Source organism: Boseongicola aestuarii (assembly GCF_900184815.1).
Lineage (GTDB): Bacteria > Pseudomonadota > Alphaproteobacteria > Rhodobacterales > Rhodobacteraceae > Boseongicola > Boseongicola aestuarii.
In genome coordinates, this window is the sequence record NZ_FXXQ01000007.1 from 44,116 (window position 1) to 66,704 (window position 22,589).

17 protein-coding genes are annotated in these 22,589 nt (G+C 59.3%); 10 read left to right on the forward strand and 7 right to left on the reverse strand.

Annotated features, from left to right (window positions below; genetic code table 11):
• Positions 1–141 precede the first annotated feature (141 nt).
• Entirely contained in the window at positions 142–1,800 is a 1,659-nt protein-coding gene (locus tag BOA8489_RS10935) for an NAD+ synthase (RefSeq protein ID WP_093974072.1), read from the reverse strand.
• Positions 1,801–1,966: 166 nt separating this feature from the next.
• On the opposite strand from BOA8489_RS10935, the gene BOA8489_RS10940 reads away from it, so the two are divergent.
• Positions 1,967–3,343, forward strand: a complete 1,377-nt coding sequence (locus BOA8489_RS10940) for an MORN repeat-containing protein (protein WP_370807166.1) — start codon at positions 1,967–1,969, stop codon at positions 3,341–3,343.
• A 42-nt stretch (positions 3,344–3,385) separates the two neighbouring features.
• Here BOA8489_RS10940 and BOA8489_RS10945 read toward each other — a convergent pair whose 3' ends face one another.
• Together BOA8489_RS10945 and BOA8489_RS10950 are read right to left on the reverse strand one after the other, a co-directional pair.
• Positions 3,386–4,915 (reverse strand): cryptochrome/photolyase family protein, encoded by a 1,530-nt coding sequence (locus BOA8489_RS10945; RefSeq protein WP_093974073.1) that lies wholly within the window; start codon positions 4,913–4,915, stop codon positions 3,386–3,388.
• Positions 4,909–5,574, reverse strand: coding sequence for an SDR family NAD(P)-dependent oxidoreductase (locus tag BOA8489_RS10950; protein WP_093974074.1), 666 nt, complete (start codon positions 5,572–5,574; stop codon positions 4,909–4,911). The genes BOA8489_RS10945 and BOA8489_RS10950 overlap by 7 nt, the downstream gene beginning before the upstream one ends.
• Positions 5,575–5,667: 93 nt before the next feature.
• On the opposite strand from BOA8489_RS10950, the gene BOA8489_RS10955 reads away from it, so the two are divergent.
• The 8 genes from BOA8489_RS10955 (at position 5,668) to BOA8489_RS10995 (ending at position 16,024) form a co-directional block, all read left to right on the forward strand.
• Positions 5,668–7,650, forward strand: coding sequence for a CocE/NonD family hydrolase (locus BOA8489_RS10955; RefSeq protein ID WP_093974230.1), 1,983 nt, complete (start codon positions 5,668–5,670; stop codon positions 7,648–7,650).
• A gap of 88 nt (positions 7,651–7,738) precedes the next feature.
• Entirely contained in the window at positions 7,739–8,719 is a 981-nt protein-coding gene (locus BOA8489_RS10960; protein ID WP_093974075.1) for an ABC transporter permease, read from the forward strand.
• Positions 8,716–9,630: an ABC transporter permease gene (locus BOA8489_RS10965; protein ID WP_093974076.1), complete on the forward strand. Its 915-nt coding sequence runs from the start codon at positions 8,716–8,718 to the stop codon at positions 9,628–9,630. Before BOA8489_RS10960 ends, BOA8489_RS10965 begins: the two co-directional genes overlap by 4 nt.
• Before the next feature lie 86 nt (positions 9,631–9,716).
• Positions 9,717–11,348 carry an ABC transporter ATP-binding protein gene (locus BOA8489_RS10970; protein WP_093974077.1) on the forward strand — a complete coding sequence of 544 codons (1,632 nt, stop codon included), beginning with the start codon at positions 9,717–9,719 and terminating at the stop codon, positions 11,346–11,348.
• Positions 11,345–12,181 carry a hypothetical protein gene (locus BOA8489_RS10975; protein ID WP_093974078.1) on the forward strand — a complete coding sequence of 279 codons (837 nt, stop codon included), beginning with the start codon at positions 11,345–11,347 and terminating at the stop codon, positions 12,179–12,181. Before BOA8489_RS10970 ends, BOA8489_RS10975 begins: the two co-directional genes overlap by 4 nt.
• A gap of 213 nt (positions 12,182–12,394) precedes the next feature.
• Positions 12,395–13,984, forward strand: a complete 1,590-nt coding sequence (locus BOA8489_RS10980; RefSeq protein ID WP_093974079.1) for a 2-isopropylmalate synthase — start codon at positions 12,395–12,397, stop codon at positions 13,982–13,984.
• A gap of 269 nt (positions 13,985–14,253) precedes the next feature.
• Complete coding sequence (locus BOA8489_RS20610) at positions 14,254–15,105, forward strand: OmpA family protein (protein WP_217897949.1); 852 nt, start codon at positions 14,254–14,256, stop codon at positions 15,103–15,105.
• 193 nt (positions 15,106–15,298) lie between these two features.
• Entirely contained in the window at positions 15,299–16,024 is a 726-nt protein-coding gene (locus BOA8489_RS10995; protein WP_093974081.1) for a proteasome-type protease, read from the forward strand.
• Here the strand turns inward: BOA8489_RS10995 and BOA8489_RS11000 are convergent.
• Together BOA8489_RS11000 and BOA8489_RS11005 are read right to left on the reverse strand one after the other, a co-directional pair.
• On the reverse strand, positions 16,021–17,064 hold the full coding sequence (locus BOA8489_RS11000; RefSeq protein WP_093974082.1) for an alpha/beta fold hydrolase: 1,044 nt from the start codon (positions 17,062–17,064) through the stop codon (positions 16,021–16,023). The genes BOA8489_RS10995 and BOA8489_RS11000 overlap by 4 nt on opposite strands.
• Positions 16,956–17,246 (reverse strand): SCP2 sterol-binding domain-containing protein, encoded by a 291-nt coding sequence (locus BOA8489_RS11005; protein WP_093974083.1) that lies wholly within the window; start codon positions 17,244–17,246, stop codon positions 16,956–16,958. The genes BOA8489_RS11000 and BOA8489_RS11005 overlap by 109 nt, the downstream gene beginning before the upstream one ends.
• Positions 17,247–17,316: 70 nt before the next feature.
• Here BOA8489_RS11005 and BOA8489_RS11010 point away from each other — a divergent pair, with 70 nt between their 5' ends.
• Positions 17,317–17,877: a tetratricopeptide repeat protein gene (locus tag BOA8489_RS11010; RefSeq protein ID WP_176440274.1), complete on the forward strand. Its 561-nt coding sequence runs from the start codon at positions 17,317–17,319 to the stop codon at positions 17,875–17,877.
• Positions 17,878–17,922: 45 nt separating this feature from the next.
• Here BOA8489_RS11010 and BOA8489_RS11015 read toward each other — a convergent pair whose 3' ends face one another.
• Positions 17,923–21,156 (reverse strand): LamG-like jellyroll fold domain-containing protein, encoded by a 3,234-nt coding sequence (locus BOA8489_RS11015; RefSeq protein ID WP_093974085.1) that lies wholly within the window; start codon positions 21,154–21,156, stop codon positions 17,923–17,925.
• Positions 21,157–21,390: 234 nt separating this feature from the next.
• A complete protein-coding gene (locus BOA8489_RS20940; RefSeq protein ID WP_093974086.1) occupies positions 21,391–22,428 on the reverse strand; it encodes a hypothetical protein in 1,038 nt (345 codons plus the stop codon).
• Positions 22,429–22,589 lie beyond the last annotated feature (161 nt).

Here is a 22,589-nt window from a genome sequence, read left to right on the forward strand (position 1 = left end):
TAATGGCCAGTGTTTCCGTCGGAATCCAGATGTCGGTACAACGTCGGTATCGCGTCGGTATTGCGTCGGTGCGACCGCGCGCTCAGGTAGGAGTCGATTAACAAAGCGTTCGCAGGAATTAACCTTTGTGAACGCGTGTTCTCAGCTTGGATCGCGCCAACGGTTGACGATCGGATAGCGACGGTCGAGCCAAAACGACCGCATTGTAAGTCGTGCTCCGGGCGCGGATTGAAAGCGTTTATATTCGGCGAGATAGACGAGGTGTTCGATCTTTTTCACCATCGCCCTGTCATACCCTTTCGCCACGATATCCGCGACCGAGGCTTCGTTGTCGATCAACTCCTCAAGGACAACGTCCAGCACGTCGTATGGCGGCAGACTGTCGCTGTCTTTCTGGTCTTCGCGCAATTCGGCGGTCGGCGGTTTGTCGATCACGCGCGGCGGGATGACTTCGCCCGCCGGACCTTTCATCCAGTCGCGGTGGTTCGCATTGCGCCAACGACACGTCTCGAAGACACGCATCTTGTAGAGATCCTTGATCGGATTATAGCCGCCCGCCATATCGCCATAAATCGTGGCATACCCGACCGCGACTTCAGACTTGTTGCCCGTCGTCAGCAACATCTCGCCGTGCTTGTTCGAAATCGCCATCAAGATGACGCCGCGAAGGCGCGACTGGATGTTCTCTTCCGTCAGCCCAGGTTCGGTGCCTTCGAAGACTCCCTCCAGAGTATGGTTAACGGCCTGTACAGGATCCTTAATAGAGACCGTGTCGAGCCGTGTTCCAAGACGGCGCGCGACTTCGCCCGCGTCATCCAGCGATGCCTGCGAGGTATACTTCGACGGCAGCATGACGCAGCGGACATTTTCGGGTCCAAGCGCATCAGCGGCGATCGTCGCGACGATCGCGGAATCGATGCCACCCGACAGTCCGAGCAGCGCTTTGGTAAAGCCGGTCTTGCGAAAATAATCCCGCAAGGATTCGACCATCACGCGGTAATCCTGCTCCCACTCGTTCGGAAACTGTGCGATGGCGCCAGGCATCGCGCGCCAGCCTTCCGGGGTCTCTTCGAAATCGACGTGCGCGATCGTTTCGTCGAACGCAGGCAAGCGCATCGCAAGCGCCCCGCCGGGGTTCAAAATGAAGCTTCCGCCGTCAAATACCTGATCATCCTGGCCGCCGGTCATATTAAGGTAGATTAACGGCAGGCCGGTTTCGACCACCCGTGACACCATCTGGTTAAGCCGCGTTTCATACTTGTTTCGATAGTAGGGGGAGCCGTTCGGCACGAGCAGAATCTCGGCGCCACTTTCACCCAGAGCTTCGGACACATCCTCGTGCCAGGCGTCCTCGCAAATGGGTGTTCCAACACGCAGAATTCCCAGATCATATGGTCCTGAAATGGGGCCGGGTTCATATAGACGCACCTCGTCAAAGACGGTCTCATTGGGCAGGTGATGCTTCAAGACCTGACGCACCAGCCGCCCGGACTTCAGGACATGATAGGCATTGAATAACTTGCCGCCCTGCAGCAAGGGACCGCCAATTCCAAGCGCCGGACCATCTGCAGTTTCGGCCCTCAAGGCGTCGAGATGCGCCATTGCATCGCGGGCAAACGCCGGTTTCATCACAAGATCTTGAGTGTTGTACCCGGTAATGAACATCTCTGGCAGCGCCACGAAGTCGGCCCCCGCCGCACGACCTTCTTCCCACGCAGCCAATGCCTTAGCCTTGTTTCCAGCCAAATCTCCGACTGTCGGGTTCAATTGCCCGAGCGTGATACGGAAGCGGTTTGTCATGCGCAGTCTCCATGCCCAAAGCGTGTCTTAGCAGAGATGTGCCGAAGGGAAAGGGTTGGCGCGTGGGAAAAGCGTTGCGAGCGACGGGTCGCTCCACTAGATTTAGTGAACCGAGCGCATAAAAAGAGTGGAACCGATCGTGGCAAGACGACTGAGGCTAAAGCTGGTGACGACATGTGCAGTGATTGCACTGAGCGGTGCCGCATGGGCGCAAGACAGCCAGGTAATCACCAAGCAATACGACGATGGCGGTGTATACGAAGGGACGTTCCGGGACGGCAAACAGCATGGCACCGGCACCTACCGGTTGCCCAACGGGTATGTCTATTCCGGCGAGTGGCAGGATGGCGAAATCCGCGGTCAGGGACGCGCTGAATTCCCTAACGGATCGGTTTACGAAGGTGAATTCGCGGCCGGCAAACCCGAAGGGCGCGGAAAGATCGTCTTTGCTGATGGCGGTACCTACGAAGGTGACTGGAGCGACGGCAAGATCAACGGCCAGGGCGTGGCCAATTACGCGAACGGCGTGAAATACGAAGGCGGCTTTGTCGATGCGCTGCACGATGGTCAGGGCCGCATGGAAAGCCCGAACGGCTATATCTATGAAGGTCAGTGGAACAAGGGCATCCGCGAAGGCACTGGCACGATCCAGTACCCCGACGGCGCGGTCTATGAGGGCCAGCTTGTGCGCGGCGCGCGCGATGGTCGCGGTACGCTGACGATGCCGGATGGACTGGTCTATGTGGGCCAATGGTCGAACGGGCAGATCAACGGCACGGGGTCGTTAACGCAACCTAACGGTGACGTTTACGAAGGTGACCTTGTCGACGGAAAACGCCAAGGCCAGGGCCAGGTGATCTACGCGAACGGAGATATCTACGAAGGCACTTTCGAAGCCGACCGCCGTCAGGGCCAGGGCACATTTACCGGCACCGACGGCTATGTCTACACCGGCGGCTGGGTTGATGGACGGATCGAAGGCGAAGGTCAGGTCACCTATCCCGACGGGTCAGTTTACACCGGCACATTCAAGGACGATCTGGCGGACGGCACTGGCAAGATCGTCTACCCCGACGGCAACACCTACGAAGGCACCTGGATCGCCGGGGTGATCGAGGGCGAAGGCGTCGCCACCTACGCGAACGGGCTGGTCTATGAGGGCGGCTTTATGGACGCCAAAATGCACGGTCAGGGCAAAATGACCTTCGCGGACGGCTATACCTATGAGGGCGGCTGGATCAACGGGCAACGCGAAGGCGAAGGGGTTGCGACCTACTCGGATGGTACGGTCTACGTGGGCGCTTTCGTTGCAGGTCAAAGACAGGGCCAAGGCAAAATCACCATGCCGGACGGCTTCATTTACGAAGGTGAATGGAACGCTGGTGAAATCGACGGGATGGGCGTCGCGACTTATGCAAACGGGGATGTTTACGAAGGCATGTTCGTGCGAGGGAAACGTCAGGGTACCGGCACGATACGCTATGCAAGCGGTGAAGAACGCAGCGGATCCTGGGAAGATGGCGCGCTGACAGATAGCAATTAAGCGGTTTAGACTTCACCCTTTCTTAAATACCAATCCAACGCGTCAAACAGGCTTGCCGCTCTCCAGATCTCGCAAGAACGCATCCGCTTCGCTGAGGATTGTTTCGCGCTTGTCTGCGTTCATACGGTCCCAAGTCCGGTACATGTTGCCCATCCGGGGATTGTCGGAAAACCGGCTGCGATGCCGGTCGAGGAAATGCCAGTAAAGCAAATTGAACGGACAGGCCCCCTCGCCCGTCTTGGTCTTCACGGAATACGCGCAGCTTTTGCAATAGTCCGACATCCGGTCGATGTAATTTCCTGATGACACATAGGGCTTCGAGCCGACCACGCCGCCGTCGGCGAACTGGCTCATGCCGATCGTGTTCGGGGCTTCGACCCATTCATAGGCATCGGCATATACGGCAAGATACCACTCGTGGACCTCATGCGGATCTATGCCCGCCAATAGGGCGAAATTCCCTGTCACCATAAGGCGTTGGATGTGATGGGCATAAGCCTCGGTGCGGGTCTGATCGATAGCCTGCGACAGGCACAGCATCTTCGTTTCACCGCCCCAGTAAAGCGCAGGCAAGGCCCGACCATGACCAAGTGCGTTGCGCGATGTATAGTCCGGTCCCTCGTGAAAATAGATGCCGCGCACGAACTCCCGCCAGCCGATGATCTGCCGGATGAAGCCTTCGACCGCATTCAGAGGGGCATTGCCGTCCAGCCAGGCTTGCTCGGCGGCACGGCAAATTTCCAGCGGCGACAGCAAACCGGCGTTCAGATACATCGACAGGATCGAGTGCCAGAGGAATTTTTCGTCCTGCAGCATCGCATCCTGATAATCCCCGAATTTCGCCAGCCCGCCCTTGATGAAATGCGTCAGCGCACGCCGCGCGTCCGTTGTCGTAACGCCAAACCAGAACGGGCGCAGCGTGCCGAAATTTTCGGGGAACCGTGCCTCGACCAGATCAAGCACCTCGTTTGTGATCTGATCCGGCGTGAACTGCATCGGTCCCGAAAAATCTACGCTTCCTGACGCGGGCTTGCGGTTATCGTGGTCGAAGTTCCACTTGTCGCCCGCTGGCTTGTCGCTTTCCATCAGCAGCCCGGTCTTGCGACGCATATCGCGGTAAAACCACTCAAGCCGCAACTCTTTGCGCCCTTCGGCCCAAGCCTCGAACTCGGCGCGGGTGGCGACAAAACGGTCATCTTCCTTCTGCGTCACCTCAAGCGGAGTCTCGTTCAGATGACTGATCAAACGCCATTCGCCGGGTTCCGTCGCCACGACTTTCGACGTTCCGTGACGCTCGGCGGCTGCCAGAAGGGCCGCACCGATCGATGCGTGAGGTGCCGCATCGTCAAGCTGGGTATAGTCCACGGTCCAGCCATCGTCGCGCAAGGTCTGTGCGAAATGGCGCATGGCCGCAAACAGAAAGGCGATCTTCTTGGGGTGATGCGGAACATAGGCCGCCTCGTCCGCCACTTCGGCCATTACGATGATATCGCTGGATTTATCGGCGGATTTCAGAGCGGCGACGTCCGGGCTAAGCTGGTCCCCAAGGACCAAGATCAGACGGCTCACCAAGGAATCTCCTGCCCGGCGTAGTCAAAGAATCGGCCGGTCTGCGCGGGACCGAGGCTTTCGATCACCCGCACCAGATTTGCCGCCGCTTCAGCCGCAGGAACCGTTTTGTTCCGACCTGCGTATTTCGCGGTAAAGTCGGTTTCGACCGTGCCGGGATGCAGGCAAACCGTAGTCGCCTGCTTGTGCGTGCGCTTCATTTCAATGGCCGCGCCGTGGATGAACTGGTTCAGCGCGGTCTTGGACGCGCGATAGCTGTGCCAACCGCCGATCCCATTGTCCCCGATCGAGCCAACCCGCGCCGACAGAGCCGCAAAAACCGAAGGTGCGTCTTTCGGAAGCAGTCTAAGTCCATGTTTCAAAACGAGCATCGGACCAACGGCGTTGACGCGAAAGGCAGCCTCCATCGCTTCGGACGAGACCTCGCGGACCGCTTTTTCCGGCGCGTGGCCGCCGGGCTCCAATGCGCCCGTGGCGACAAAAATGACGTCGAAGGGGCCTTTCAGTTGATCGAGCGCGGCTTCGATGCTGGCCTCATCCGTGACGTCCAGACCGTCGGCGCGGCGAGACAAACCTGTCACGTCATAGCCTTTGGTCCTGAGTTCCAAGGTAACGGCCGTTCCGATCCCGCCGGAGGCCCCTATGACAAGTGCGCGCTTCATGGGCTATCAGGTAGCCGCCGCAGGCCGGGCGTCAACGCGGACTTTTCAGATCGGATGCCACGTGCTTACGTGGTCCTGACCGAGGGGGGCTTCATGAAGCATCGTAGCGATTTTCCCAGAAAAGTTGTGGAACGGCCGGATCAGCGCATCGCGATGCCGGATGGGGTTGAATTGTCGGTGCGGATTTGGCTGCCCGAAGACGCCGACGCAAACCCCGTCCCGGCAATTCTGGAGCATCTGCCTTATCGCAAGCGCGACGGGACAATCGCGCGTGATGAGCTGACCCACCCCTATTTCGCCGGGCATGGATACGCCTGCATTCGCGTCGATATGCGCGGGAACGGGGAGTCTTCTGGGTTAATGGAAGATGAATATACGCTAACGGAATGGCAGGATGCGGTTCACGTCATGGCGTGGGTACGATCTCAGCCCTGGTCGACGGGTGACTGGGGGATGATGGGGATTTCCTGGGGTGGCTTTAACGCTTTGCAGGTCGCGGCGTTAAGACCTGAGGGCTTGAAAGCCGTGATTTCCCTGTGCTCGACGGTCGATCGTTATGCGGATGACATCCATTACAAGGGCGGGTGCATGTTGGGTGAGAATCTGGGTTGGGCGTCTCAGATGCTGGCCTATTCCTCGCGCCCGCCGGACCCCGAGGTTGTCGGTGAGCGTTGGCGCGAAATGTGGTTAGAGCGGCTGGCCGCGCAGCCTTTCTTGCTGGAGCCGTGGCTGACGCACCAGCGGCGCGATGCCTATTGGAAGCATGGCTCGATCTGCGAAGATTTCGGGGCCGTTGAGGCGGCGGTTCTGTCAGTCGGTGGCTGGCACGACGGCTATCGCAATACCCCGGCGGCACTGGTGGCTGGGCTTTCTGCGCCGGTGAAAGCCATCGTCGGACCATGGATCCACAAGTATCCCCATTTTGCCTTGCCAGAGCCGCGGATCGGGTTTCTGCAAGAGGCCCTGCGGTGGTGGGATCGTTGGTTGAAAGGAGCTGAAACTAGTGTTGAAGATGATCCCGCCCAGCGCCTTTGGCTGATGGATTCAGTGCCGCCAAAGCGCTGGCTGGACACCAGACCAGGGCGTTGGATTGCCGTGGACAAGCCGGTGCCGGTTCAGAATTTCCCGTTTGGAGATGGCACGTTAGGCATGACCGAGGTCTTTTCGGCGGAACTTGATTCACCTCAGAACTGCGGGGCTGGTGCGGGCGAGTATTTCCCTTTTACCTTTGATGAGGATTTCCCCGGAGATCAAAGCGACGACGATGCGATGTCGGCCTGTTTCGATGGATCTGCCTTGCAGGAGGTGACGGATATCGTCGGCGCACCAGAGGTGACCTTGCGGCTTACTCCTGCCGCAAAAAGCGGTCAGCTTGCGGTGCGCTTGGTGGATTTGCGCCCCGATGGAAGTGCGACTTTGATCACTCACGGCTTTCTGAATTTGCGGCATCGCGCCTCACATGCAGCGCCCGAAGATCTGGTGCCGGGGGCCGAGATCGACGTGCGCATCACGCTTGATCAATGCGCCTATCGCCTGCCAGCGGGGCATCGCCTGCGGGTTGCGGTTTCTACCTCCTATTGGCCGTTCATATGGCCCGGCCCCGAGGCGGGGCGCGTGACCTTGACGGCCGGCGCTCTGGCCCTGCCGGTGCGCCCGACGGCGCAAGGCGACGAACTCACCTTCGAGCCGCCGGAGGCCGCGCCGGCATGGAAGGCGACCACGTTGCGCGCGCCGTCGTTGACGCGGGACAGCGATGTGCTGGAAGACGGAACCTCGGTCATAAAGGTTACCACCGACAACGGCGAAATGCGCGATGACACGCATGGTTTGGCAACGGGCTCGATCTGCGTGGAAGAATGGCGCATCCATCCCGACGACCCTTTGTCGGCGCGAGCTCAGTTCGACTGGGTCGAGACAATGCGCCGGGACGACTGGACGGTCGAGACGCGATGCCATGCGTCGCTTTGGGCAAGTGGCACGACGTGGCACGGCCGCGCGCGGATCGAGGCATACGAGGGCGAAGTCTTATGTTTTGATAGGGATTTTCGGTTCGACATTCCGCGCGACGGGATTTGATTGTTTCAAACAGTTGCTATTTGCGCGCCGCTGCGCCTAATCTTCGCATGAGATCGGAAAGATATCCGGCACCACCAGGGAGACTTCAATGCACCCCATTTTGACGACGGTGCTTCAGCGATTGGCGCTTGGTGTCCTGACGCTGTTCTTCGTGTCCGTGATCATCTTCAGCTCAATTGAATTTTTGCCAGGAGACTTCACCGAAGCTGTACTTGGGCAAACCGCGACGGAAGAGACCGTGGCCGCCTTCCGGCGCGAACTGGGGCTCGACCAGCCAGCATATGTGCGATATTTCGACTGGATCGGGGCGCTTGCTCAGGGTGATCTGGGGACGTCCTTCTCGGGCCGTGCTTCATCGGGCATCGACCGGTCGCGTCCGGTGATTGATCTGGTCGGGCCACGTCTTGAGAACACGCTGTTTCTTGCGACGATGACAGCAATCATCGCGGTGCCTCTTGCGCTGACGCTGGGCATTCTGGCGGCCCTGTATCGCGGGTCGATCTTTGACCGGGGCGTGAACGCCGTCACTCTGACGACGATCGCGATGCCGGAATTTCTTGTCGCCTATATCCTGATCCTGTTTCTTGCCTCGCTGAACCCGATCTTTCCGAGCCTTGCCAACATCAACGCCGACACGCCCTTCTGGGAGAGGGTCTATAAATGCGCCCTTCCTGCGATGACGCTGACGCTGGTGATCGTCGCGCATATGATGCGGATGACGCGGGCCGCGATCATCAATCTTCTGGCCTCGCCCTATATTGAAATGGCGCGGCTCAAGGGACTGTCGCCGCGCAATGTGATCCTGACCCACGCCCTGCCGAATGCATGGGCACCAATCGCCAACGTCGTAGCCTTCAACCTGGCGTATCTGGTCGTGGGCGTGGTCGTGGTCGAGGTGGTGTTCGTCTATCCCGGCGTGGGGCAATTGATGGTCGATGCGGTGACGACGCGCGACATTCCCGTCGTTCAGGCCTGCGCGTTGATCTTTGCCGCGACCTACATCGTCTTGAACTTGTTGGCCGACATCATTTCCATCGTCACTAATCCAAGATTGTTGCACCCAAGATGACCGATGCCCCAGAGACATATTCCGCCAAGGACGAAGTCGGACAGGTTCGGGCGCGACGCTCGCGCCGCGAACGCGTCTGGATCGAACTGCGCAAGGCACCTCTGACCGCATGGTTCGGGATGATCGTGATCGCCTTTTATGTTTTTGTCGCGGTATTCGCCGATGTTCTGGCACCATATGGCGAGGCTGATAGTTCGTTCGGTGCGTATATGCCCTGGGGTGACGGTCACGTGTTTGGCACCGATCAGATCGGGCGCGATATTTTCAGCCGGATGATCTATGGCGCACGCAACACGATGGGGATTGCCTTTGCGACGACCTGTCTGGCGTTTTTGATCGGGGGCGGGTTTGCCCTGATGGCCGCGATCAGCCGGGGCTGGGTGGATCAGGTGATCAGCCGGTTCGTGGATGTCCTGATGGCAATTCCGTCATTGATTTTCGCGCTGATGCTATTGTCGATTTTCGGCTCGTCCATTCCGGCGTTGATCATGATCATCGCGCTGCTGGATTCGACGCGGGTGTTCCGTTTGACCCGCGCTGTGGCGATGAATGTGGTCGTGATGGAATATGTCGAGGCTGCGAAGTTGCGAGGGGAAGGACTTGGCTGGATCATGCGGCGCGAGATCCTGCCGAACATCATGCCGCCGTTGGTGGCAGAGTTCGGGTTGCGGTTCAGCTTCGTGTTCCTGACGATTGCTGCCTTGAGCTTTCTTGGCGTGGGCATTCAGCCGCCGACCGCAGACTGGGGGTCGATGGTGCGCGACAATGCTTCGCTTATTCAGTTTGCGCAGTACGATTTTAAGGCCGGGTTGACGCCGCTATTGCCGGCGGCTGCAATCGCACTGCTGACGATTGCAGTGAATTTCGTGGTCGACTGGTTCCTGATGAAGACCAGTGGGTTGAAGGAATGACGACTGGTGCAAGTTTCGGATCGCTTTTGCGATCCGACCGGCTGGGGGCGCTGCCCCCAGACCCCCGGGATATTTGAGGGCCGATAATGAGCGAAGACCTTTTGCTGCATATGAAAGACATCGTGATCGACGGGTTTTCCGACGAGCAGTGGCATCCGATCATCAAGGGCGTCAGTCTTGAGTTGAAGCGCGGTGAGGTGCTTGGGCTAATCGGCGAGTCCGGGGCGGGTAAATCGACCCTGGGCCTGGCGGCGATGGCCTTCGGGCGACCGGGTATTCGTTTGACCTCGGGTGAGATCTGGTTCGATGGCAAGGATTTGATGAAGATCTCGGAGGCCGAGCGGCAGGCATTGCGCGGCTCGCGGATTGCCTATGTCGCGCAGTCGGCGGCGGCTGCTTTCAATCCTGCGCATCGCTTGCTGGATCAGACGATCGAGGCAAGTCTTGCCCATGGAGTGAGGTCTGCGGCGGAAGCCGCGGAGGACGCCAAGTCGCTTTATGCGGCGATGGATTTGCCGGATCCGAAAAACATCGGTTTCCGTTATCCCCATCAGGTGTCAGGCGGGCAGTTGCAGCGCGCGATGACCGCGATGGCCATGTCGGCGCGCCCCGATCTGATCATTTTCGACGAGCCGACGACGGCTTTGGATGTGACGACGCAGGTGAATGTTCTGGCCGCGATGCGCGAGGCGGTGGACCGCTTCAACACGGCAGCGATCTATATCACGCATGATCTGGCGGTCGTCGCGCAGATGGCGGATCGCATAAAGGTCTTGCGTTATGGCGAGGAAGTCGAGGAGGCCGAGACGCAGGAGATGCTCTCGAACCCGAAGGAAGCCTATACCAAGTCGCTTTGGGCAGTGCGCTCGATCCAGAAGCCTGCCGAAACCAGCGACGATTACGTTCTGGAGATCAAGAACGTAACGGCGGCTTATGGTACGGTGCCGGTTTTGCACGACGTGTCGATTTCGGTGCCGCGTGGCAAGACCGTGGCGGTTGTGGGCGAGAGCGGGTCGGGCAAGTCGACGACGGCGCGGGTTGTGACGGGTTTGTTGCCGCCGAAAGAGGGCGCGGTTCTATTCAACGGCACACCGTTGCCGCCGGAGTTGAAGGGGCGCTCGAAGGATCAGTTGCAGCGAATCCAGATGATTTATCAGATGGCCGATACCGCGATGAATCCGCGCCACACCGTGCGCGAGATCATCGGGCGTCCGGTCGAGTTCTATCTGGGGCTGAAAGGTCGCGCCGTGGATGCGCGGGTGTCGGAGTTGCTGCATCTCATCGAGTTGGATGACAGTTTCCTGGACCGCTATCCCGGCGAATTGTCGGGCGGGCAGAAGCAGCGGATTTGCATCGCGCGTGCCCTGGCAGCAGAGCCTGAGGTGATCATTTGCGACGAGGTGACGTCCGCTTTGGATCAGGTGGTGCAGGAAGGCATTCTGAAGCTTTTGATGAAGCTTCAGAAGGAACTGGGCATTACCTATATCTTTATCACGCATGATATCGCGACGGTGCAGGCCATTTCCGACGAGATCGTCGTGATGTGGATGGGCAAGGTCGTCGAGCAGGGTATGAAGGACGAGATCATGCAGCCGCCCTATCCCGAATATACCGAGTTGTTGCTGTCGTCAGTGCCGACGATGGATCCGGGCTGGCTGAAGGGGGCTGTGGCGGCGCGCAAGGAGTTGTCGATAGCCGAGCAGACCGGCGAAGCGTGAGCCGGACCGCCCGTGGACGGACACGGCCTGCGACGCTTTGGATTGGTCCGCGACTCAGCGTCATCGAGCAGTTGTGTCTGACGTCGTTTGTGCGGCTTGGAATGGAGCCGGTCCTCTATAGTTATGATCCGGTAGAGGGCGTGCCGACTGGTGTTGAGGTCAGGGATGCGACGCAGGTTTTGCCGCGTGAACGGGTCTTTCTGAATGACGAGCGGCAGTCCTATGCGCCGTTTTCGGACGTGTTTCGGTATAGGTTGCTTAGGGATACGGACTTTTACTGGGTCGATGCGGACATTTATCTGTGCCGTCCCTTCCCGCGTGATTGTGGATATCTATTTGGGTGGGCGCAGGGGATGATCAGCAATTGTGTACTGGCCCTGCCGCCGCACTCACCGACGCTGGTCGCTCTTTGTGACGCGTTTGAGCGGCCAAGCATCGATCTGCCGTGGATCCGGCGTTTTCGTGAAGCCATCCGAGATAGGGCGAATGCGGACGGAACCATTGATGTTGCAAAGCTGCCCTATAAAGCGCTTGGGCCCCTGGCGTTGACCTGGCTATTGAAGCGCCACGGCGAGGTGGGACGTGCCTTTGATAACACGCTGCATGCTCCAATTGATCCCCGTCATGTACTGAACACCTGGCGCCGCGCGCGACAGCGGGTGCGACGTAGCAATCCCTATGCGATCCATCTCTATGGTTCTGCTCAGCACCGTCAAATGGAGGTCAGAAACTGGGACAGCATTCCCGAGGACAGCTATCTGGCGCACCTGTTGAAGGCAGAAGGGTTTGGTCTGACGTTCTATCCGGACGGACCACGGCTCGAAGAGAAATGACCCTTCGCGACGCGCGGGGCTTTACTTCGTGAAATCGCGATTCTATCGTTTCGCCTCATGAGCAAGATCACACATACCCCTGTGAGCGACCGTGCAGTTGCGCGCGCGCTTGGCTTGCTACTCCTCCTTAGCCGCCTCTGAGCGTGCCTTTAGGCGCGACCGCTCAGAGGTGACCCCGCGCCACGAAATGCTAAGGAAAAAGTGAGAGACCCCATGAATACCAAGACCGTTTCGCAACCTGCGGACAAGAACCACGTGTTGATCTTCGACACGACCCTGCGTGACGGCGAGCAATCGCCGGGCGCAACCATGAGCCATGCCGAAAAGCTGGAGATCGCGTCCCTGCTCGATGAGATGGGCGTGGACATCATCGAGGCCGGATTCCCGATTGCTTCGGACGGTGACTTTCAGGCGGTGAGTGAGATCGCCAAGCGATCGAAAAACGCGGTGATCTGCGGGCTGTCGCGCGCAAATTTCAAGGATATCGACCGGTGTTGGGAGGCCGTGCAGCACGCCGCGCAGCCCCGAATCCACACATTTATCGGCACCTCGCCCCTGCACCGGGCCATTCCGAACCTCGACATGGACGAAATGGCCGAGCGTATCCATGACACTGTCACCCACGCGCGCAATCTGTGCGACAACGTGCAGTGGTCACCCATGGATGCGACGCGGACCGAATGGGATTATCTCTGCCGCACGGTTGAGATTGCGATCAAGGCCGGTGCCTCGACGATCAACATTCCCGACACCGTGGGCTATACGGCGCCGCGTGAAAGCGCCGATCTGATCCGGCGTTTGATCGAAACCGTGCCGGGGGCGGTCGACGTGATCTTTGCGACGCACTGTCACAATGACCTTGGCATGGCGACGGCGAACGCTTTGGCGGCCGTTGAAGGCGGCGCACGCCAGATCGAATGCACGATCAACGGTCTGGGCGAACGTGCGGGCAACACCGCCCTGGAAGAAGTCGTGATGGCGATGCGGGTTCGAAAGGACATCATGCCGTTCACCACGGGCGTGGATGCAACCAAACTGATGCATATTTCGCGGCGGGTGGCGACGGTCTCGGGTTTTGCGGTGCAGTATAACAAGGCCATCGTCGGCAAGAACGCCTTTGCCCATGAAAGCGGCATCCATCAGGACGGAATGCTGAAAAACGCCGAAACCTTCGAAATCATGCGCCCCGAGGACGTGGGTCTGTCGGCGACGAACATCGTCATGGGCAAGCACTCGGGGCGGGCGGCGTTGCGTTCGAAGCTTGAGGAGTTGGGTTTCGAGCTGGGCGATAACCAGTTGAAGGACGTCTTTGTGCGCTTCAAGGCGCTGGCGGATCGCAAGAAAGAGGTGTTCGAGGATGATCTTCTGGCGCTGATGCGCGATCAGGAGTCGGGCGATGCGCATGACCGCATTCAGGTGAAGTTCCTGCGGGTGATCTGCGGAACCGAGGCCCCTCAGTCGGCGGATTTGACGCTGACCATCGATGGCGTTGACAAGCAGACAACAGCACAGGGCGATGGCCCGGTGGATGCGACGTTCAACGCGGTGAAGGCGCTGTTCCCTCATGAGGTCAAGTTGCAGCTTTATCAGGTGCACGCAGTGACCGAGGGCACCGACGCACAGGCGACCGTGTCGGTGCGAATGGAGGAAGAGGGTCGGATCGCGACAGGTCAATCGGCGGACACGGATACGGTCGTCGCTAGCGCCAAGGCCTATGTGAACGCGCTGAACCGGCTATTGGTGCGCCGCGAGAAATCCGCGCCCGACGCGGACGTCAAAACGGTGAATTACAAAGACATCTGAACTTTCGCGAACAGGCCGGTGTAAAACGCCGGCCTGATTCCATTTTGGCCGCCCATTTTGCGCCTCAATCCTGAACTGAAATTAAGCAAGATCCGGTGATTGAACCGGTTTCGCGAAACAGTCCCTGAGCTTGCCCCGGCACCATTGCCATTGCAGCGCCAATCATCGAATTTTCGGTCAAACTCTTGCCACATTCTCGCCTTATAAATGTCTCATGCCGCATGTGTCCCGCGGTGGTTTGTAAAGTAACGAGTTAAGGTTTTTCGAGAATGTACGGTTATCCTGCACGCATTATTTCTGTGATTTTAACCGCAGCCGCTCTCACCGGCTGCGGTTCTCCTTCCGAAATCACTAGGTCTGCAAGTGTCTTGCAGGTCCCTCAGGCAGAAAGCCTCTCTGTTGTCGCGCGTCAGTTTCAGAACGACGCGCCACATACGATTTATTTTGGATTTGACGAAGATACGCTGGATGCCGAGGCAATGGCCCGCCTTGACGCGCAAGCGGCATGGATCATCGACAACGCCAACGTCAAATTCCGCGTTTACGGTCATGCTGACCGCGTGGGCAGTGCTGAATACAACATTGATCTTGGCCTGCGTCGTGCAACGACCGCCGTGGCCTACCTTGTTGCGAAGGGTATCTCGCAGGACCGTCTCGAAGCGATGGTCTCGCTCGGCGAGGACGCACCTGCGATCGAAACCCAGAACCGCGAACGCGCGAACCGTCGCGTGGTCACCGAGGTCTTTGGCTTCGTGACCCCGGTGCCGACAAACGTCGCACGCAACGGCATCACGACAGTTTCGATTGGCGATCCCGTTCCGACCGGCACGCCTGTTCCGACCGGTGGACCGGACAGCAATGACCCAACGCCGACCACAGGTCCGGCGCCGACAGGTCCGACGCCAACCGGCCCGACACCGACAGGTCCGACTCCTTCTGGACCCACGGATCCGGAACCGTCTGACCCAACTTCATCGGATCCGACACCTTCCGATCCTTCGCCAAAGGGTAAGGCCAGCTCCAAGAAGGGCAAGAACCCGAACTCGGGCCGCGGCAATGGCGCTGAAGGCGGCGATCCAGGCAATTCGGATGGTCACAATAACGGCGGTGATTTGGACTAATCATAAGAATGCTCTGGACGCAGAAGACGGTTACCTACGGGGCCGCTGCGTCTGCTGGGTGGGGCAAGGGCGCGAACCGGGTGGGGTTCGCGCCCTTATTAATTTGCCGTAAGCCGATGATCAGGATGCACCTTGCGGCAAGGCCGCGCGAGGACTAAACGAAAACCGGACAATTCAGAAAGACACGACGATCATGACATACTGCGTGGGCCTTTTGTTGAATGCGGGCATTGTCTGCCTGAGCGACACACGAACGAATGCCGGTTTGGACAATATCTCGACCTACAAGAAGATGTTTACATTCGAAGCCCCCGGCGAGCGGGTCATCGCGATCATGACCGCGGGCAGCCTTTCGGTCACGCAGACCACCCTGGCGCGTCTGGACGAGGCCGCAATGGACATCGAAGCCACGCCGGAGACTTCGATCCTATTGGCACCGAGCATGTTGCAGGTCGCTGAAATCATTGGGCAAACTCTGGCTCGCACCAGTCAGGAGGTCGCTGGGCGCCTTGGCGGAAGTGCTGCAAGTGCCTCGGCCTCAATGGTCGTCGCCGGCCAGCGCGTCGGCGGGGCGATGCGGATGTTTCTGATCTATCCCGAGGGCAATTTCATCGAAGCCACCCCCGACACCCCTTATGTGCAGATCGGCGAGCACAAATACGGTAAACCGATTCTCGACCGCGTCGTGACGCCGGATACGTCGCTGTCGGATGCCAAGAAAGCGGTGCTTCTCAGCATGGATTCCACCGTGCGGTCGAACCTGAGTGTTGGTATGCCTCTGGACCTTGTGGTGATCGAGAAAGACGCCTGCCGCATCTCGGAATCCCGCCGCATCGGCGAGCGCGATCCCGTCTTCCGCGAGATGAGTGTCGCCTGGTCCGTGGCGCTGAAAGACGCGTTCAGCGGCATCAAAGTCTAGGCGTCGTCGCCACCGAGAAACGCCAGCGTCTTTGCAAAGAACTGCTGGCGTATTGCCGGCGCCTCCATCATCAATTCGTGCCGTCCGCCTTCGATCCATTCAAGCGACCCCGACGGCCACTTTTCGTGCATCAGGATCAGCGACTTGCGATCGATCACTCCTTCGCGGGTTCCGGCGATGGTCTTGACGGGCAGCGTTGGAAGAGTGGCCGCGCGCAGGGCTGCGGCTTCGGCGATCGCCGTTTCGAACCAGTGCACCGTTGGGCCACCCAGCGAAAACGCAGGTTCGGCCCTTGCCTGGCGTTCCATGTATCCCCAGGTCTCGCGATCGGTTGTCAACAGGTTGTTTTCAAAACTGGAATCGACAACGTATCCGCGCGGACTGGTGCCCGGTATGGTATATAATTCCTTGCCGAAAAGGCGCGCGATGCCAGGCAGAACCAGAGCGATGGGACGCAGATTCGGGATAACGAAGATCCCCCACATGGGCGCGGAAAAGATTGCCTTTTCAACGGGTAAACCATTGATCAAAGCGCGCAGGCCGATGGCACCGCCCATTGAGTGGCCAATCAGATACCAAGGTTTTGGCAGGTCGACTTCTTCCGCCATCGCCACAAAGGCTGCGACATCCATCTGGTAGTCGGCAAAGTCGTCGATGTGGCCAAGCCGGGCATCATCGGTCACGCGGTCCGACAAGCCCTGCCCGCGCCAGTCCATCGACAGGATCGAATAGCCCGCGTCGGTCAGATCGCGCGCAACGCGCCCGTATTTCTCGAGATATTCCGTCCGTCCGGTGAACAGCAGGATACTGCCCCGAGGGTCTTTGGCCGACCAGTAACCGGCGCGCAGGCGAAGGCCATCCGCCGCGCGCGTCCAGATCGCCGTGGCTTCGGGCCCTTCGGAAAGCGCCGTATCGAATGGGGCGATGTCGCTCAGGACAGAACCGAGCCAAGCCGCATCGCCGCACCCATGTCGCCATCGACCTTCAGGCGACCGCCCATGAACGCTGCCGTCGGGTTCAGTTCTCCGGCAAGGATAGATTTGAACGTGTCGGCGTCGGCCGTCATCGTCACGTCTGCTTCCGCGTCTTCAGCGCGCGCGCCGTTGGCGTCCATCATGATCGCGCCCTCGTCTTCAATAACGAACTTCGCGGTTCCGTCGAAGCCACTTGCATCGAGTTTCTCGTTCAGCTTGGCGACGGCCTGTTCAATCATATCGCTCATGGTCTTCTCCCGGTTTCGTGACGTGACGGGGCTGGCATTTGCCGCGTCACACGCTAGTATTTCCGATGTAATGCGACGTTTAGCTCCATACCTCAAATGTGCCGTTGCGGCACTAATCGCAAGTCAGGTTTTCCTGACGTCTGCGCAGGCGCAGGATGGCGAGATCGAAGCCTTGCTGGAAGGGCTGAAAACGGCTGACGCCGTTTCGGCCGCCCAGATCGAGAACCGCATTCAGGCGCTTTGGTCGCAGTCGGGTTCGGACGCCATGGACCTTTTGTTCGAGCGTGGAATGACGGCCATGTCCGAGGGCGACTTCAAGACGGCGGTGCATCATTTCTCGGCGCTGATTGATCACGCGCCTGACTTTGCCGAGGGATACAACGGGCGGGCCACAGCTTATTTCCAGGACCAGAAATACGGGCTGGCGCTTGAAGATATCCGTCGCACTCTGGCGTTGAACCCCCGTCATTTCGGAGCGATGTCGGGGCTGGCGATCATCTTTGAAGAGATCGGTCAAACCGAGGGCGCGCTGGCCGCGTGGCGCGAGGTTCAGCGTCTGCATCCCAATCGCGAAGGCATGCTGGACTCGATCCGGCGGCTGGAAAGCAGCCTTGAAGGTCGCGACACCTGACACCGGCCACCGGACCTTGCGGCCCGGGGTTGAGTCGGATCGGGATCAGGCGGCGTCCAGAAGATCCGTCTCGGGATCCACGTCGTCATCGTCTTGTGGCACATCGTCCTCCATCAAACCGCGCGGCGGCAGGAAGTCGGTAAGCAGGATTTCGATTTCCTCCAATTCCTCCGTGTAGGATTCCGACGGTCGGGAACCTGACCCGCCCAGTCCGAAGATCGACAGCAGTATATCGAAAAGCTTGGACAGAATTGCGCCGACGCCATCGTCTGCGGGTGCGGCGACCGGGGTCTCCTCGGGCGCTTCTTCTTCCTCGTCGACGGGTGCGTCGTCCTCTTCGTTCTCGTCGTCCCGCTCGGTGTCAGCCGCCTTGGCATAGACCGGATCGAGCGCCGAAAGGTTGCCACCGTTTTCGGCAAGGAAGGTGATCTCAACTTCTTCAAGGGCGCGGTCCAGAAGAAGGACATTGCCGATCTCACCGGCGAATTCCCAGTCAAGGTTGTCGTTGTCGCCCATCCGAGTGCGGGTCGAGGCCCCTAGAACAAGGTCTTCGGAATTGCCCGACATGCCTTCCGGAAAGCCGGTGTCCGCATCGAGCAGTTCGCCGTTCAGATAAAGCCCGATCTCGTCGGCCTCGAAGGTGAAGGCGACGTGGTTTTCTTCGCCCGCCGCGATCTTGGTGCCGCTGTCGTAGAGGTATTTTTCGCCTTCCTCGCCCTGAAACCGCACCTTCAGCACGCCGCTTGCAGTGATGTAGGCTTTCATGTGGCCGCCGTCGCCAAAGCCTGAATGATCCTTGGACAAAAGCGCCTGATTTTCGCCGTTGCCGGGATCGTCAGCCGTGAAGGTGAAAGACCATGTACCCTCGCCAGTTGCCTGTGCATCGGTGTGCGGGATCTCGATGGGACCGTTTTCGGCGTCGAGGTCGCCCCCCTCGTGAGCAAGCAGAACGTTCGGTGCCTCAAGCCCGTCAGGGATTGCGCTGTCGAGATCCAATGCGCCGCTGTTGTACCAGTCGTTCGAAGAATACTCCCAAGGACTGTTGCCGACCGGATCCCCTTCGACATCTCGGGTGTCATATCCGTGGTGCAGGTCTTCCCCACCCAGATCGATCTTTTTTGTGTCGCCTGTCGGGGCAAGCGCTTCATGCAACTCGTCCACTGTTTCTACCATGCCATAGGCCACCTTGGCGTTGGTTTCGATGTCGCCTTCTTCGACCCGGTCGCCGTGCACCACGATATAGCCGAGATAATCCTCGTCATGCGCGCCGCCGCCCGCACCCTGTTGCGAGTAAAGCGTGATCAGCGACACCGCGTCGTCGGCCACACCGTCGCCATCTGTGTCGATGGTCTTGTAGTCGACCTTTATCTGCGTGGTGTGGCCCTTGATCGAGATCTTGTCCTCGTCGGCGTTGTAGTCGCCGATCACGTCGATCCCGATACCGTCGACCCAATGGTCATGGATATAGGTGTTTTCGCCTGCGACACCCATCCAGTCGATGGTGCGGTCGTCGTTGACGTGCTCGAGTATGATGTCCTTCTTACCATTGATGTAGGTTTCGAACTGGAAGGTATCGCGCCCTTCCCCGCCGATCAGAACGTCGTCGGCCTCGATCTCTTGGTCGATCCAATCAACGAGTTTCAGATATTCGTAGTCGATGGAATTTCCATCGGGGCGTGAGGGATCGTCCAGCACCAGTTGACCGGCACGTTGTTCACCCGCGTCGCCGCCTGAAATCAGCACATCGTCGCCGCTGCCGCCTTCGAGAAGGTCGTTGCCGCGACCACCGTTCAGAGTGTCGTTGCCGGAGCCGCCGATCACGTGATCATCGCCGTATCCGCCCTGAATATTGTCGTTGCCGCTGCCACCGTCGAGCGTGTCGTCACCGGCCCCGCCATCGATGGTGTCGTTGCCGCCCATGCCAGAGATGACATCATTTCCAGCAAGCATCGGAGCCGGGCCCGATGAACTGGTGAGGGCTGCGCCCGGGCCGTTCTCAAAGAGGTCGGCGACCTGGTCGGCGTCCAGCGCATCTTCGGATGTGAAGCCACCCCAGACGCCGAAGTCCGCGATGCCGCCTTCGAATTCGTGGCGCAGGTCTTCGTCGTCCAGCGCAAATTCCTGTGCCGTGTCGTTAAGGTTTGCCTTGTAGCTGTCTGCTCCAAAGACCCAGGGCTCATCGTTTTGGATCAGGTATGCTTCACTATATGCGCCCGGTGTCGCGACGTCGCCCTCGACCGCAGACCATGCCCGGTCACTGACGGCGTCGCCGTTCAGATAGACGGTAACGCCGTCGTCGGTGAAGGACACGGCCAGATGGGTCCAGTCGCCTTCGGTCAGAATTTCGCCGGTCGTCCAGGCCTTGTTCGAGCCGCCGTCGCCTTCCGCCATGCGCAGGAACAGACCGCCGTCGGCTGTGTGACCAAGACGGAAGTGCCCGCCGTCGACCGTGCCGGAGTGGTCTTTGGTGACGAACATCGACTTCTCGCCAAGGTCATCGGGGCGCACCCACATGGCGATTGTGCCCTGACTGAAGTTCATCGAGGCGTCATGGTCGAGGAAGGCGAAATTGTCTTCGCCATTGAAATAAAGTGCGCCGTCGGGCGAGCCGTCGGGGCCTGTCGTCGTGGCATCTGTATTCAGCAGCGCCTGGTTTTCATAGAGCGTGTAGGCTTTCACCTCGCCTCCGCCACGTGCGTCGGAATAGGCACCTTCGTCGCCTTCTGCGAAGCTCCAGAACCCGAGCGCACCGGGCAGGCCTTCCGGGGCGTCCGCCTCGGGTTGGCCGAGTGTGTTCGCGCCTGCGTTGCCGGTAATCGTGTAGTCCGGGGCGTCCTCAAAGCCGAGCGGGTTGAAGGGGTCGCGGGTCAGGGTCGGGCCTTCGTCGTGGGGCGGGCTTTCCAGCATGTCTTCGGAGAAGTTGGTATTCCCGAAAGCGCCTGCCGGGTCGCCGGTGACCGCACCGGTGTTCTCGGTTCCCATGCCATTGTTCGTGGCTTTGGTCGCGCCCTCTGACGGGGTTCTGGTGTCGTAGCCTTTGTATTCGACGCCATCCACTATGGTGATCTTTTCGTCGCCTTTCGGGTCAAGCGCCTCCACAACATCGGCGTAGCTGTCGACGATGCCGTAAGTGACGTTCGCGTCCGTCTTGATGTCTTCCTTATTGACCAGATCGCCGTGGACGATGATCTGCCCTATCAGGTCCATATCGTGCGCGCCGCCGCCTCCATGCTGGTTTGATATTACTGTGATGATCGATTCCAGTGCCTCATCGCCCATCACGTCCGCATGTTCGACATAGACGTTTGCCGTGTGGCCAATGACAGCAATACTGTCTTCTTCGGCGTTGTAATCCGCGATGATGTCGATGCCGAAACTGTCGACCCAATGGTCGTGGAGTTCATCGTTCTCGCCCGCAACGCCGGCCCAGTTGATCGAGCCGTCCGCCTGAATATGCTTCTGGATGATGTCGAGTTTAGCGTTGATCTGAGGCGAGATCAGAAAGGTGTCGGCTCATTCCCCACCGATCAGGACATCATCACCGACCAGCGGCTCGTCCGCATACGCCGACAGCTTCTGGAGATCTTCATCCACCTCGCCGTCGGGATCGTCGCGCGTCGGCATGTCGATCGCAAGCTGGCCAATCCGCTGCACACCGGCGTCAGAACGCGAAATCAGCGTGTCGTCACCCGCACCGCCTTCAAGCACGTCCGAGCCGCGCCCGCCATCCAGCACGTCATCGCCGTCACCACCGCGCAGGATGTCGTCGCCGTAGCCACCGTAAAGCTCATCGTCACCGCCAAGACCCTCGATCACATCGTCCGCGCCTTTGCCTTCGATGATATCGCGGCCTTCTGTGCCGGTGCCGTTGATGGCGACCTCAAGGCTGATTTCTCCAAGGAAGAACGAGGGGTGATAATCCTCGACCGGGACCAAAGCCACATCGGCAGGCGGATCTGTGAAGTCGTCGGGGGACTGATAGAAGGCGCTTTGATCGACCGGCAGGCCGTCGATTTCCAGCGACAGCGTCATAGCGCCGCCAGCGTCGAAATAGAGCAAATCGATCGCATAAAGCCCGCCGTCGAATTCGGCAACGCGCGCCGTTTCATCCGTTGCCCGGGTTAAAACGAACTCTGAAAAGTCGACACCACCCAGCTTGAGCTCGAACCCGTCGTCCGACACGACCGCGATTTCGTGCACGCCCGGGGGGATGTAGATGAAGCCCATCAGTGTCAGCGCCGAGGGCCCCATCTCAAGGCTGCCGTTTCCAATCAGCGAGGCCGCGTCGTCTCGCAGAAACTCGGCGATTGTGGTATCGCTTTGCTTGGCGCCATAGGCGATTTCGCTGGTGATGAAGGTGGCGTCCGGGTCGGCTTCTGCGGCGGCGCGGGCCGTGTCCGTATTCCAGATTTTCGTTCCCGGCACGAAGGCCGCGCCAAGAAGGCCGGTGCCTTCGCTTGGAACGCCCGCGACGTCGGTGGTGGACACCGTAGCAGTCAGTCCTTCGGGTGTATCGGCGGATGCTTCGTCGAAATATGCGGTCGTATTCATGTCAATCCTCTCCCGTTTGCGCAAAACCCAAAGGGGCGCGCATCGGTTGTTTTCGTTTGGGACGGCACTCGGATTGGTGGTCCATCCTGTGCGGCTTCGCGGTTCGGCGATGCCTGCGGATGCACCGTGACTCGGTAAATCAAGACTGACCGTAGACAAGA

Coding starts and splice junctions, on each gene's coding strand:
- BOA8489_RS10935 (WP_093974072.1), bottom strand. CDS start 1,800: ATGACAAACCGCTTCCGTATCACGCTCGGGCAATTGAACCCGACAGTC.
- BOA8489_RS10950 (WP_093974074.1), bottom strand. CDS start 5,574: ATGAAGCGCGCACTTGTCATAGGGGCCTCCGGCGGGATCGGAACGGCC.
- BOA8489_RS10955 (WP_093974230.1), top strand. CDS start 5,668: ATGAAGCATCGTAGCGATTTTCCCAGAAAAGTTGTGGAACGGCCGGAT.
- BOA8489_RS10960 (WP_093974075.1), top strand. CDS start 7,739: ATGCACCCCATTTTGACGACGGTGCTTCAGCGATTGGCGCTTGGTGTC.
- BOA8489_RS10965 (WP_093974076.1), top strand. CDS start 8,716: ATGACCGATGCCCCAGAGACATATTCCGCCAAGGACGAAGTCGGACAG.
- BOA8489_RS10970 (WP_093974077.1), top strand. CDS start 9,717: ATGAGCGAAGACCTTTTGCTGCATATGAAAGACATCGTGATCGACGGG.
- BOA8489_RS10980 (WP_093974079.1), top strand. CDS start 12,395: ATGAATACCAAGACCGTTTCGCAACCTGCGGACAAGAACCACGTGTTG.
- BOA8489_RS20610 (WP_217897949.1), top strand. CDS start 14,254: ATGTACGGTTATCCTGCACGCATTATTTCTGTGATTTTAACCGCAGCC.
- BOA8489_RS10995 (WP_093974081.1), top strand. CDS start 15,299: ATGACATACTGCGTGGGCCTTTTGTTGAATGCGGGCATTGTCTGCCTG.
- BOA8489_RS11005 (WP_093974083.1), bottom strand. CDS start 17,246: ATGAGCGATATGATTGAACAGGCCGTCGCCAAGCTGAACGAGAAACTC.
- BOA8489_RS11010 (WP_176440274.1), top strand. CDS start 17,317: ATGCGACGTTTAGCTCCATACCTCAAATGTGCCGTTGCGGCACTAATC.
- BOA8489_RS11015 (WP_093974085.1), bottom strand. CDS start 21,156: ATGGGCGATGAGGCACTGGAATCGATCATCACAGTAATATCAAACCAG.
- BOA8489_RS20940 (WP_093974086.1), bottom strand. CDS start 22,428: ATGAATACGACCGCATATTTCGACGAAGCATCCGCCGATACACCCGAA.